The 12,878-nt window shown below is 64.8% G+C and carries 14 protein-coding genes; 11 read left to right on the top strand and 3 right to left on the bottom strand.

Features of this window, described 5'->3' with window-relative positions:
* Positions 1 to 162: 162 nt before the first annotated feature.
* A complete protein-coding gene (gene clpA, locus EJC47_RS11885) occupies positions 163 to 2,490 on the bottom strand; it encodes an ATP-dependent Clp protease ATP-binding subunit ClpA (RefSeq protein WP_126847892.1) in 2,328 nt (775 codons plus the stop codon).
* Between the two features lie 125 nt (positions 2,491 to 2,615).
* Positions 2,616 to 2,813, bottom strand: a complete 198-nt coding sequence (locus tag EJC47_RS11890) for a DUF1192 domain-containing protein (RefSeq protein WP_033966031.1) — start codon at positions 2,811 to 2,813, stop codon at positions 2,616 to 2,618.
* A gap of 70 nt (positions 2,814 to 2,883) precedes the next feature.
* Between EJC47_RS11890 and EJC47_RS11895 the strand changes: the two genes are divergently transcribed.
* The gene (locus EJC47_RS11895) at positions 2,884 to 3,885 is read left to right on the top strand and encodes an NAD(P)H-quinone oxidoreductase (RefSeq protein ID WP_185867650.1); all 1,002 of its coding nucleotides are present in this window, start codon (positions 2,884 to 2,886) and stop codon (positions 3,883 to 3,885) included.
* 70 nt (positions 3,886 to 3,955) lie between these two features.
* Here EJC47_RS11895 and EJC47_RS11900 read toward each other — a convergent pair whose 3' ends face one another.
* Complete coding sequence (locus EJC47_RS11900; protein WP_126847894.1) at positions 3,956 to 5,302, bottom strand: NAD-dependent succinate-semialdehyde dehydrogenase; 1,347 nt, start codon at positions 5,300 to 5,302, stop codon at positions 3,956 to 3,958.
* 93 nt (positions 5,303 to 5,395) lie between these two features.
* Between EJC47_RS11900 and EJC47_RS11905 the strand changes: the two genes are divergently transcribed.
* From EJC47_RS11905 to EJC47_RS11950, 10 genes are all read left to right on the top strand, one after another.
* Positions 5,396 to 5,635, top strand: a complete 240-nt coding sequence (locus tag EJC47_RS11905; protein WP_033966035.1) for an exodeoxyribonuclease VII small subunit — start codon at positions 5,396 to 5,398, stop codon at positions 5,633 to 5,635.
* Between the two features lie 4 nt (positions 5,636 to 5,639).
* Positions 5,640 to 6,539, top strand: a complete 900-nt coding sequence (locus EJC47_RS11910) for a polyprenyl synthetase family protein (protein WP_033966036.1) — start codon at positions 5,640 to 5,642, stop codon at positions 6,537 to 6,539.
* A gap of 2 nt (positions 6,540 to 6,541) precedes the next feature.
* A complete protein-coding gene (gene coaD / locus EJC47_RS11915; protein WP_171010524.1) occupies positions 6,542 to 7,045 on the top strand; it encodes a pantetheine-phosphate adenylyltransferase in 504 nt (167 codons plus the stop codon).
* A 90-nt stretch (positions 7,046 to 7,135) separates the two neighbouring features.
* Entirely contained in the window at positions 7,136 to 7,885 is a 750-nt protein-coding gene (locus EJC47_RS11920; protein ID WP_171010523.1) for a peptidylprolyl isomerase, read from the top strand.
* Positions 7,886 to 7,922: 37 nt separating this feature from the next.
* Positions 7,923 to 8,960 carry a tRNA preQ1(34) S-adenosylmethionine ribosyltransferase-isomerase QueA gene (gene queA, locus EJC47_RS11925; RefSeq protein WP_126847899.1) on the top strand — a complete coding sequence of 346 codons (1,038 nt, stop codon included), beginning with the start codon at positions 7,923 to 7,925 and terminating at the stop codon, positions 8,958 to 8,960.
* Entirely contained in the window at positions 8,960 to 9,460 is a 501-nt protein-coding gene (locus EJC47_RS11930) for an EF-hand domain-containing protein (protein ID WP_185867651.1), read from the top strand. Before queA ends, EJC47_RS11930 begins: the two co-directional genes overlap by 1 nt.
* Before the next feature lie 7 nt (positions 9,461 to 9,467).
* On the top strand, positions 9,468 to 10,127 hold the full coding sequence (locus EJC47_RS11935; protein WP_033966048.1) for an HAD hydrolase-like protein: 660 nt from the start codon (positions 9,468 to 9,470) through the stop codon (positions 10,125 to 10,127).
* Positions 10,128 to 10,170: 43 nt separating this feature from the next.
* On the top strand, positions 10,171 to 11,250 hold the full coding sequence (locus EJC47_RS11940; RefSeq protein ID WP_126847901.1) for an MBL fold metallo-hydrolase: 1,080 nt from the start codon (positions 10,171 to 10,173) through the stop codon (positions 11,248 to 11,250).
* Between the two features lie 49 nt (positions 11,251 to 11,299).
* Positions 11,300 to 12,175 carry a dienelactone hydrolase family protein gene (locus tag EJC47_RS11945; protein ID WP_185867652.1) on the top strand — a complete coding sequence of 292 codons (876 nt, stop codon included), beginning with the start codon at positions 11,300 to 11,302 and terminating at the stop codon, positions 12,173 to 12,175.
* Positions 12,176 to 12,230: 55 nt separating this feature from the next.
* Positions 12,231 to 12,869 (top strand): glutathione S-transferase family protein, encoded by a 639-nt coding sequence (locus tag EJC47_RS11950; protein WP_033966047.1) that lies wholly within the window; start codon positions 12,231 to 12,233, stop codon positions 12,867 to 12,869.
* Positions 12,870 to 12,878: the final 9 nt, after the last annotated feature.

Raw genomic sequence — 12,878 nt, forward strand, 5'->3', positions numbered from 1 at the left:
CAGAGCGTAAAGGACAAAAAATTGTTGCGAAGGGCGATTTCGCCGCGCCGCACAGGGATCGCCAAGAGCCAGAACCGAAGGCGGCGGCGCTCCGCCCCGCATGAAATCCGCAGTATGATTGAAAAAAGCGGGTCGGCACTCCTGCCGACCCGCCGGTTTTGGTCACTTGGCCGTCGTGGTATCCTTGTCGATCTTGGCGGCCGCCTTTTTCTTGGGCTTCTTGGGCGGGGCGGCCGTAATCTCGAACGACAGCGCGCCGTCCTTCATCTTCACCGTCACCTCGCCGCCATGGACCAGCTTGCCGAACAGCAATTCCTCGGCGAGCGGCTGCTTGATCTTTTCCTGGATCAGGCGGCCCATCGGGCGCGCGCCGTAGAGCTTGTCATAGCCCTTGGCGGTGAGCCACGTCTTGGCCTCGTCGTCGAGGTTGATGTGGACGTTGCGGTCGGCCAGTTGCAGCTCGAGCTGGAGGATGAACTTGTCCACCACGCGGGCCACGACTTCGGTCGGCAGATAGCCGAACGGCACGATTGCATCGAGACGGTTGCGGAACTCGGGCGTGAACATCTTCTGTACCGCCTGCTCATCCTCGCCCTCGCGGGTGAGGTTGCCGAAGCCCAATGTCTCGCGCGCCATGTCGCTAGCACCCGCATTGGTCGTCATGATCAGGATGACGTTGCGGAAATCGACCGTCTTGCCGTGCTGGTCGGTCAGGCGCCCATTGTCCATCACCTGCAGCAGGATGTTGAACAGATCGGGATGCGCCTTCTCGATCTCGTCGAGCAGCAGCACCGAATGCGGCTGCTGGTCGATCGCATCGGTGAGCAGACCGCCTTGATCGAACCCGACATAGCCGGGAGGCGCACCGATCAGTCGGCTGACCGAGTGCCGTTCCATATACTCCGACATGTCGAAGCGCTGGAGCGGGATGCCCATGATCTGCGCGAGTTGCTTGGCAACTTCCGTCTTGCCGACGCCGGTCGGGCCGGTGAACAGATAGTTGCCGATCGGCTTTTCGGGGTCGCGCAGGCCAGCCCGGCTCAGCTTGATCGCCGAGGCGAGTTTTTCGATCGCCGCATTCTGCCCGAACACCACGCGCTTCAGATCGGTTTCGAGCGATTCGAGCGCCTTGGTATCGTCGGTCGAGACCGATTTCGGTGGGATGCGCGCCATCGTCGCGATCACCGCCTCGATTTCACGTGAGGTGATCGTTTTCTTGCGCTTGGCGAGCGGCACCAGCATCTGCATCGCACCGACTTCGTCGATCACGTCGATCGCCTTGTCGGGCAGCTTGCGGTCGTTGATGTAGCGCGCGGACAGTTCCACCGCCGACTTGATCGCGTCGGGGGTGTATTTGACCTTGTGATGCTCCTCGAACGCCGAACGCAACCCGGTCAGGATTTTGACCGTATCCTCGATCGTCGGCTCGTTGACGTCGATCTTCTGGAAGCGCCGCAGCAGCGCGCGGTCCTTCTCGAAGTGGTTGCGGAACTCCTTGTACGTGGTCGAGCCGATGCAGCGGATCGTGCCGCCAGAAAGGGCAGGCTTGAGCAGGTTCGACGCATCCATCGCGCCGCCGCTGGTCGCACCCGCGCCGATCACGGTGTGGATTTCGTCGATGAACAGGATCGCGTCGGGCATCTTTTCAAGTTCGGTGACGACCGCTTTCAGCCGTTCTTCGAAATCGCCGCGATAGCGCGTGCCGGCGAGCAGCGCGCCCATGTCGAGCGAATAGATGACCGCTGGCAACAGCACCTCGGGCACTTCGCCCTCGACGATCTTGCGCGCCAGGCCCTCGGCGATGGCAGTCTTGCCGACGCCGGGATCGCCCACATACAGCGGGTTGTTCTTGGACCGGCGGCAGAGGATCTGCACGGTGCGATCGACCTCGGGGCCGCGACCGATCAGCGGATCGACCTTGCCCTTCTTGGCCTTCTCGTTGAGATCGACACAGAATTGCTTGAGCGCGCTTTCGCTCTTGCCCTTCTCGCCAGGTTTCTGGGGCTTTTCCTCATCGACACCCTTGGGCGGGGCGGCTTCGGGGGCAGCGGTGCCCTTGCCGACGCCGTGGCTGATGAAGCTGACGGCATCGAGACGGCTCATATCCTGCTGCTGCAGGAAATAGACGGCATAGCTCTCGCGCTCGCTGAACAGCGCGACCAGCACGTTCGCGCCGGTCACTTCGTCGCGGCCGGAGGACTGGACGTGGAGGATCGCGCGCTGGACGACGCGCTGGAAGCCGCTGGTGGGCGAGGGGTCGGTGGCGGCATCGACCTTCAGCGCCTCAAGCTCGGTATCGAGATAGTGTTTTACGGTTGCGGTCAGCTCGGCGGTGTCGACCCCGCACGATTGCATCACCTTGGAGGCATGTTCATCGTCGATCAGGGCAAGCAGCAAGTGCTCGAGCGTGGCATATTCGTGCCGGCGCGACGACGCGGCCTCTAAGGCCTTGTGCAGCGTGGTTTCCAGCGCGGAGGCGAAGGATGGCATCTGTATTTACTCCATGCGGGCCACGAAAGACGGGCGGCCCTTTCCTGCTATGTCGGAAGGCAGGACGCCCGCATCAAGCACTTGAAACACGTCGCGGCATTTCCTCGGCCCCGCGACGAAACCCCTCATGACTTGAATAGGTCGTTCGCGCTTGCCCGATGGTTAACCGCGCATTGTATTTTTGCTCGGGTGCGCGCCACTTCCGCCTCCAGCGCGACGATGCGCGCTTCCAGTTCCTTGACCGACAGCGGGTCAAGGTCCTGTACGATCAGCGCGGCGAGCGGATCGCCCGCGCGTTTCGGGAGAATCTCGTCGAGGTCCATAGGCAGGATCGTTGACCCGGCGGCGCGCCATGTCAATAAGGCGCGCAAAGCAAAACAGGGCGCACGAGCGATGGACGGCATTCCGACAACGATGCGAGCGATCGACCCGGACGTGCCGGGCGGGCCCGATGTGCTGCGCGTGGTGCAGCGCCCGGTGCCTGTGCCGCGGGCCGATGAAGTGTTGATCCGCGTCGTCGCGGCGGGTGTGAACCGGCCGGATGTGCTGCAGCGCAAGGGCGGTTACGCGCCACCGCCGGGCGCACCGTCGATCCCGGGGCTGGAGGTGTCGGGCACGATCGTCGCGCAAGGGGCGGATGTTGCGATCGACATGACCGGTCAGCCGGTGTGTGCTTTGCTGGCAGGCGGCGGCTATGCCGAATATGTCGCGGTCGCGGCGGGGCAGGTGCTGCCAGTGCCCAACGCGCTGTCGATGGTTGAGGCGGCGGCCTTGCCCGAGACATTGTTCACCGTGTGGACCAATTTGTTCGAGCGCGCATATGCGACCGAGGGCGATACCGTGCTGGTGCATGGCGGCACCAGCGGTATCGGCACGATGGCGATCGCCTTGGGCGCGATCTTCGGGCTGGAGGTGATTGTCACCGCTGGCTCGGACGACAAATGCGCGGCGGCGGTCGCGCTCGGCGCGGCGCATGCGATCAATTACAAGACCGAGGATTTCGTCGAGCGCGTCGCCGAGATTACCGGTGGCAAGGGCTGCGCGGCGGTGCTCGACATGGTCGGCGGCGATTATGTGCCGCGCAACTTGAAATGCCTGGCCGAGGATGGTCGCCATGTCTCGATCGCGGTGCAGGGCGGATTGATGGCGACGATTCCTATCTTCGACATCATGCGGAGGCGGCTGACTTTGACCGGATCGACGCTGCGCCCGCGCGATACGGCGTTCAAGAGTCTGGTTGCCGACGAACTGCACAGCACGGTGTGGCCGCATGTGGAGGCGGGACGACTGAAGCCGGTGATGGACCGCACCTTCCCGCTCGCGGAAGCCCCCGCCGCGCATGCGCGGATGGAGGCGGGCGAGCATGTCGGGAAGATCGTACTGACGCTGGATTGATCCGGGAAGAGGGGAGGTCGACACTGCTTTCCTCCCCTCCCTTTCCAGGGAGGGGAGGAAACGGCGGGGCTCAGCCGATCACCGTCTTCAAATTCATGAACTCGTGCAACCCATAGGGCCCCAATTCACGCCCGTGGCCCGAGCGCTTGATGCCGCCGAACGGTGCTCCCGGCGTGGAAGCCAGCATTGCGTTGACTGCGATCATCCCGGCCTCGATATCCCGTTCGAAGCGCGCTCGCTCGGCAGGATCGTTGGTCCAGACCGAGGAGCCGAGGCCGAATGGCACAGCATTGGCGAGGGCAATGGCAGCGTCGATGTCGTCGGCGTTGAACAGCATTGCCACCGGCCCGAACACCTCCTCCTGCGCGACGGCATGGTCGGCGGGCACGTCGACGAGGATCCCCGCCGACAGATAGGCCCCCTTGCCGGGCAAGGGCTCTCCGCCGAACAGCAACTTGGCACCGGCCTCGCGGAACATCTGCAATTGGTCCAGCACAGTCTGAAGCTGTGCGTCGCTCGACAAGGGGCCCATGTCGGTCGCGGCGTCCATCGGATCGCCCGCGACAACCGCCTTCATCCCGGCCGAGAATTTTTCGAGAAAAGCATCATACACGTCGGCGTGAACGATCATGCGCTTGGCGCAGATGCACGACTGGCCGGTATTTTGGATGCGCGCGGTCACTGCGGTCTTGGCAGCGAGATCGAGATCGGCGGAGGGCATGACGATGAACGGGTCCGAGCCACCCAGTTCGAGCACGACCTTCTTGAGCGCCCGGCCCGCCGCCTCCGCGACCTTCATGCCCGCGCCCTCGCTGCCGGTGAGCGTGACCGCGACGATGCGGTCGTCGGCGATGAGGGCAGCGACCTTGTCCGACTTGATCGGCAAATTCTGGAACAGGCCGACAGGGGCTCCGGCGGCGATCACCATCTCCTCGATCGCAGCGGCGACGCCCTGCACGTTGGAGGCGTGTTTCAGCAGGCCGACATTGCCCGCCATGATCGTCGGCGCGAGAAAGCGGACGACTTGCCAATAGGGGAAATTCCACGGCATCACCGCCAGCACCGGACCCATCGGGTGCCAGGTCGCGGTCCCTCCCTGGACCGGACTCGGCACCAGCATCGCCGGGCCCTCCTGCGCATAATGGCGGAATCCCGCCGCGCATTTCTCGACCTCGGCGATTGCCGATTTCAGCGTCTTGCCCATTTCGCGCGTCGCGATCTCGGCGAGGCGACGGGTGTTGGCATCGAACTGCTCGGCGATTCGCTCGAGCAGGGCGGTGCGCGTGGCGTAATCGGTGACGCGCCACTCCTGGAAAGCATCCTGTGCCCGCGTCAATTTGGTTTCGATCTCATCGCCGGTCAGCTCGCGGTAAGACGGGCCTGGCGTTCCGGTTGCCGGATCGATGCTGGTGAACATGCGGGAAGTTCCTTATTGCGAATTGCACGACAAACGCATTGCGGCCCTAGCGTATCCTTGACCCCAAACACTCGCCTGCCGCATAGCTGACAAATGGATATAGCGATCGAAGAGCTGTCGTTCGAAGCGGCGTTAAAGGAATTGGAGGGGATCGTGGCGAGGCTCGAGAGTGGCGATGCGCCGCTCGACCAGGCAATTGCGCTCTATGAGCGCGGGGACAAATTGCGCCGTCGCTGTGACGAGCGGCTTAATGCGGCCCAGGCGCGGATCGAGGCGATCCGCACCGACAGCGAGGGGCGTGCCATCGGCACGCAGCCCTTTGCCGCGGGTTGAGGGCATGACCGCTTCGTCCCTGACGCTTGCCGCAGCTTTGTCCGAAGTCGGTGCCGATATCGATCGCCGGCTCGACCAGTTTCTGGCGATCCCCGAGGATCCGCGGGCCAACCTGTATCGGGCGATGCGCCATGCCGCGATTGGCGGGGGCAAGCGCCTGCGCCCGCTGCTGGTGTTCGCGACCGGGCGCTTGTTCAATCTCGACCGGGATGCGGTCGGCCGGTCGGGTGCGGCGATCGAGTGCATCCATGTCTATTCCCTGATCCATGACGATTTGCCCGCGATGGACGACGACGACATGCGGCGCGGCAAGCCGACCGTCCATCGCGCGTTCGACGAGGCGACCGCGATCCTGGCAGGCGATTCGCTGCATGCGCTGGCCTTCGAAATTCTGGCCGACCCGAGCACGCATCCCGACCCCTTCGTGCGCAGCGAACTTGTGCTCGATCTGGCACGCGCAGCGGGCCCGGCGGGCATGGCGGGTGGACAGGCAATGGATCTGGAGGCCGAGAAATCGACCTTCGATTTGCCGACCGTCACGCGATTGCAGGCGCTGAAGACCGGCGCGCTGATCGCCTGTTCGGTCGAAGCGGGCGCGATCCTCGCCAAGGTGCCACCCGAAGGGCGCACAGGCTTGCGCGGCTATGCCCGTGACGTGGGGCTCGCTTTCCAGATTGCCGACGACATCCTCGATGTCGAGGGCGACGAGGCTGCAGTCGGCAAGAAGCTCGGCAAGGATGAGGGCGCGGGCAAGGAAACCTTCCTGTCGCTGCTCGGCCTCGATCGTGCCCGCGAACAAGCGCGGATGCTGGTCGATCAGGCGATCGAACATCTCCATGCCTTTGGCCCCGAGGCGGATCTGTTGCGCGACATTGCGCGCTTCACGCTCGAGCGCGACCGTTGACGATCCGCACCGGGGTCTATCCGGGTACGTTCGATCCGGTGACGCTGGGGCATATGGACGTCATCCGGCGGGGCGCGGCGTTGGTCGACCGGCTGGTGATCGGCGTGACCACCAATGCCTCCAAATCGCCGATGTTCTCGGATGCCGAACGGATCGCCATGATGGAGCGCGAGACCGCAGGGATCGCGGGGGTCAGCGTTGTCGGCTTCGATTCGCTGCTGATGGACTTCGCGGCGGCGCAGGGCGCGAGCATCATCTTGCGCGGCGTGCGCGGGGTGACGGATTTCGAATATGAGTATCAGCTGACGGGCATGAACCGGGCGATCAACCCGCGTATCGAGACGGTGTTCCTCATGGCGGATGTCTCGTTGCAGCCAATTGCCAGCCGGTTGGTCAAGGAAATCGCGCTTTATGGCGGCCCGATCGATCGTTTCGTCAGCCCGACCGTGGCGGCGGAACTTGCCGCACGGGTCGATAAGATCGGCCGCAAGGGCACTCAGCCCTAATATGGTCGCTTTCGCGCGCCACGTTCAGATTGGCGCAAGCGGCGACTTGGTCTAAGCGCGGGTCCACACCGAGTTTTTCGCGGGGAAATGATGCGTTTCGTTACCACCCTTCTGGTCTTCATCCTCGCGTTCGTCGCTGGGCCCGCCTTTGCCGCCAAAAAGAAGCCGGACCCGAAGAGCGCTGTCGTCACCGCCGTTGGGCGGCCCGATATCCCCTCGGCGAGCGACCCGGAGAATTTGCTCTATCTCGACCTGTCGACCGGTGGCCGTGTGGTCATCTGGCTGCGCCCCGATGCCGCGCCCAAGATGGTGGAGCGCGTCAAGACGCTGACCCGCCAGCATTTCTATGACGGGCTGCTGTTTCACCGCGTGATCGAAGGCTTCATGGCGCAGACCGGCGACCCGAAGGGCGACGGCACCGGTGGATCGACGCTGCCCAACGTGCCAGCCGAGTTCAACTGGCTGCCACATGTGCGTGGCGCGGTGTCGGCGGCGCGCGAAGGATCGGCCGAGGGTGCCACCGTCGAGGAAGTGACCAAGGCCGAAAACAGCGCCAACAGCCAGTTCTTCATCGTGTTCAGTCCGACAATGAAGCTCGACCGCAAATATACTGTGTTCGGCCGGGTCATCTCGGGCATGGACTATGTCGATGCGATCGCGCGCGGTGAGCCGCCGGTGCACCCGTCGCGGATTCTCCATGCTTATATCGCGGCGGACAATCCCCCCGCTTATGCGCCGCCGCCGCCGCCCGCTCCAGTCGCTGCCCCGGCTACGCTCGCGCCGAGCCAGCCGGTGCTGAAGCCCGCACCCAAGGCAGCGCCGAAGAAAAAGGCGGCCTGAGCCGCTGATACCTGCCACGACGGGGGGGAGTACCGTCATGAAGGTCGATCTGTTCGACTTTGTCTTGCCGCCGGAGCGGATCGCACTGCGCCCGGCGTCGCCGCGCGACAGCGCCCGAATGCTCGTGGTCGAGGGGAATGCCCTCCTCGACCGCCATGTGGGCGATCTGCCCGACGCATTGCGCGCGGGCGACATGCTGGTGTTTAACGACACGCGCGTGATCCCCGCGCAATTGGAGGGGACGCGCGGCGATTCGCGGATCGGTGCGACCCTGCACAAGCGCGAGGGGCCGCGGCGCTGGCGCGCCTTCATCCGCAATGCGCGGCGGCTGCGCGATGGCGACGAAATCGATTTCGGCAGCGGTGTCACCGCTTATGCGCGCGATCGCGGCGAGGATGGTAGCTTCGCGCTCGATTTCGTGGGCGAGGAGCCGGTCGAATTGCTGCTGGAACGCGCCGGACGCATGCCGCTGCCGCCCTATATCGCCGCGCGCCGCCCGGCGGACGCGCAGGATGCCGACGATTATCAAACGATGTTCGCTGCCGAAAAAGGCGCGGTGGCGGCTCCGACTGCGGCGCTCCACTTCACGCCCGCGCTGATGGCGAAGCTTGGGGAGGCAGGCATCGAGCACGCCACGCTGACGCTACACGTCGGGGCGGGCACCTTCCTTCCGGTCAAGGCCGACGATACGCTCGACCACAAGATGCACGCCGAATGGGGACGCATCGATGCCGCCACCGCCGACCGGCTCAACGCGGTGCGCGCCCGTGGCGGGCGCGTGATCGCGGTCGGCACCACCAGTCTGCGCCTGATCGAGAGTGCAACCGGTGCCGACGGGGTGATTCGCCCGTTCGAGGGCGACACCGCGATCTTCATCACGCCCGGCTACCGCTTCAACGGTATCGACGGCCTCGTCACCAATTTCCACTTGCCGCGATCGACTTTGTTCATGCTGGTCAGCGCGTTGATGGGCACCGAGCAGATGCAAACGGCCTATGCCCATGCGGTGCGAGACGGCTATCGATTCTACAGCTATGGCGATGCCAGTCTGTTGTTGCCGACGAAGGAGACGTGATGCGCGCCGGTTCGGTCTTGCTGCTTGCGCTTGCTGCCCCGCTGTCGGCGCAAACCGTACCCGTCGTCACTCCCCCGCCAGCCCGTCAGCCAGCCGCGACGATCGTGGTCGAGCCGGCCGCAATGCTCATCGCCGCGTGCGACAGTGACGGCGACGGGCGCACCACCCGCGCCGAGCTCAGTGCCTGTATCGCGCGCAGCTTCGCCGATGCCGACAGCGCGCATAAGGGCTCGATCGGCTATATCGACTATAGCGACTGGGCGCTCAAATGGCTGGGGGATCGCAATGCGCTGCCGAGCCCGTTCGCCATCGACAGCGATGGCGACAACCGCATCACGCTCGCCGAATTGCAGGCGCAGTTTTCGAGCCTGTTCGACCGTTTCGACACCAATAAGGACGGCGCGGCGACACGAGCGGAGCTGGTGACCATTCGCAGCGCACCGGTTCCCCAGGGGGATGACGGCAAGCGCGGCCATCGCCGCTCCTCGCAATCGCGCTGAGGTGACCATGTCCGATCCGCGCTATCGTTTGGTGATCTTCGATTTCGACGGAACGCTGGCCGATAGCGGGGACTGGTTCCTGTCGGTCGCCGATCATCTCGCCGACCGGTTCAAGTTCCGCAAGGTCGCCCCCGAGGAGGTTGCGTCCTTGCGCGGGCGCACCTCGGGGGAGGTGATCCGCCATCTCGGCATTCCGCGCTGGAAATTGCCCAAGATCGGGCGCTACCTCCATCGCCTGTTGGCCGAACAGACCGACCGGATCGCCTTGTTCGAGGGCGTTACGCCGCTGCTGCGGCAATTGGCGGACAATGGCGTGCGCATGGCGCTGGTCACTTCAAATGCCGAGCATAATGCCCGTGCCATCCTTGGCCCCGAAAATGCCGCGTTGATCGAATGGTTCGAATGCGGCGCATCCTTGTTCGGCAAGGCACCGCGCTATCGCCGGGTGTTGCGCAAGAGCAAGGTGGCGATCGAGCATGTCATCTCGATCGGCGACGAGACGCGCGACGTGGTGGCGGCGAAGAAGGTCGGCATCTGTTCGGGCGCGGTGTTGTGGGGTTATGCCAATCGCGACGGGCTGGCGCGGCTGAATCCGGACATCATGTTCGAATCGCCCGACGAGGTGCTGCGGCTGTTGCTGGGCGAGGAGGCGACGCTCCTTGCCTGAGGAAATGCGTGACTTGGTACGGCACCCCGCGCTAACCGATCGCATGTCCATTGCAGAGGCGGCCGTCCCGGTCGAGCAGAGCTTCGTCCCGACCAGCCATAAGGGGCTGACCTATCCGTATGGCGGGGCCGAGCCAGCGCCCGGCACGGTGATGCGTGTGGCCCCCGGCATCGGCTGGGTGCGGCTGCACGTTCCGGGACCGCTCAAGCATGTCAATTGCTGGCTGCTCGACGATGCGAGAGGCGTGGCGCTGGTCGATACCGGCATGAACACGCCCGAGGCACGCGCGGCGTGGGAGGCTTTGCGGCACGGGCCGCTGGCGGGTGTGCGGGTAACGCAGATGATCGGCACGCATTTCCACCCCGATCATATCGGGCTCGCCGGCTGGGTGTGCGACACGCATGGTTGCCCCCTGGTGATGACGCGCGGCGAATGGCTGACCGCGCGGATGCTGGTCGCCGACGCGCGCGATGCGGTGCCGGGCGAGATGGTCGCCTTCTGGCGCGCGGCGGGGTGGGACGATGCGCAGATCGCCCATGCCAGCGAGCGTGGCTGGGCGGGGTTCCGCCGGATCGTCACGCCGCTGCCACTCGGCTATACCCGCATCCAGCATGGCGATACGCGGCTGATCGGCGCGGTCGAGTGGCAGGTGGTTGTCGGGTCGGGGCACAGTCCCGAACATGCCTGTCTGTACGATCCCGTCGGCAAGGTGCTGATCTCGGGCGACCAGGTGTTGCCGCGGATCAGCCCGAATGTTTCGCTCGGTGTGACCGAGCCTGCGGCCGATCCGCTGGGCGAATGGTTCGACTCGATCGCGCGGTTGAAGGCATTGCCCGACGATGTGCTGGTGCTGCCGGGACATGGCGATCCGTTCACCGGCTTGCACGGGCGGCTCGATGCGATGGACCGCGAACATCGCGAGCGGCTCGACGAACTGGAAGTGTTTCTGGCCGAACCGCGCCGCGCGATCGACTGTTTCGGGCGGCTGTTCCGGCGCGCGATCGGGCCCGACATGCTCGGCATGGCGACGGGCGAAGCGCTGGCGCATGTCCGGCGGCTGGAGGTCGAAGGGCGCGCGGTGAAGACGATCGAGGACGGTGTGTGGTGGTATCGCGCGGTTTGACGGGGTAGCTTGGCGAAGTGCCGGGGGGCGAATCGTTTGAGGAATGCTCATGCCCGATATCCGCGATCGCGCTATCCAGATTTACGACGCCTTCACGCATGAGCATCGCGACCGCCGCGCCCTGTTGCGCGAAATGGTCGGCCTGGTCGGATCGGTCGCTGCTGCCGAAGTGTTGATCGCCGGGATTGCGGCCTCGCCCGCCGCTGCCTCGATCACCCAGCCCGATGACCCGGCGCTGGTGACGCGTAAAGGTCCCTATGCGATCGGGCCGGGCAAGCAATTGACCGGCTATTTCGCGGCACCCAAGGATGCGAAACACGCTGGCGTCGTTATTGTCGTGCATGAAAATCGCGGGCTGACCCCGCATATCGAAGATGTCGCCCGGCGTGTGGCGCTGGCCGGCTTTCAGGCGGTTGCGCCCGATTTTCTGAGCGACCAGGGTGGCACTCCCGTCGACGAGAACCTCGCCCGCGACATGATTGGCAAGGCTGACCTTACCGCGATCACCGGGGAAGCCGTCGCCACGATCGGCGCAATGTCGGCGCAGCCGGGCGCGAACGGCAAGGTTGGCATTATCGGCTTTTGCTGGGGCGGGGCGCTGGTCAATCGTGTTGCCGTGGCGGCGGGCAACGCGTTGGCGGCGGGTGTCGCTTATTATGGCCCGGCACCGGATCCGGCCGAGGCGGGGGCGGTCGCAGCCCCCTTGCTGCTGCATTATGCGGGCAAGGATGCGCGCGTTGCCGCTACGGGCGTGCCGTGGGTTGCCGCGTTGAAGGCGGCGGGCAAGGACGTGACTGCATATACCTATGACGGCGTCGATCACGCCTTCAACAACGACACCTCGGCTGAACGCTATAACAAGCCCGCCGCTGACTTGGCGTGGGAGCGGACGGTCGCGTTTCTGCACCAGCATCTTGACGGGTAGGGGACTTTCGTTCCACTAATGTTCCGAAGAATCGCTGGGCGATATCTGGGGGAGAATGATCGTGGCAGACCTGACCTTTTACACCAACCCGATGTCGCGCGGCCGGATCGCGCGCTGGATGCTCGAGGAAGTCGGCGCACCCTATGAAACGGTGCTGCTCGATTATGCCACGACGATGAAGGGGGAGCCGTATTTGTCGGTCAACCCGATGGGGAAAGTGCCCGCGATCGTCCATCACGGGCATGTCGTCACCGAATGCGCCGCGATTTGCGCCTATCTCGCCGACGCCTTTCCCGAGGCCGGGCTGGCCCCGCCGACGACGGCGCGGGCGGACTATTATCGCTGGCTGTTCTTCGCGGCGGGGCCACTCGAACATGCGATCACCAACCGGTCGCTTGGCGTGACGCCGACCGATTCGCAGCAACGCATGGCGGGGTACGGATCGTACGATCTGGCAGTCGATACGTTGGAAAAGGCGGTGTCGGCGCATCGCTATTTCGCGGGCGACACCTTTACGGCAGCGGATGTCTATGCCGGGTCGCAAGTGGCCTGGGGCGTGCAATTCGGATCGCTGCCCAAGCGCGCGGCCTTTGAGGACTATCTTGCGCGCGTGCAGGAGCGGCCTGCCTATCAGCGGGCGAACGAGATCGATAACGCGCTGATGCCGACACCGACACCGGCATCGGCGGCGTAACGGCCGCAC

Origin of the sequence: Sphingomonas sp. TF3, from assembly GCF_003985085.1 — a bacterium.
Lineage (GTDB): Bacteria > Pseudomonadota > Alphaproteobacteria > Sphingomonadales > Sphingomonadaceae > Sphingomonas.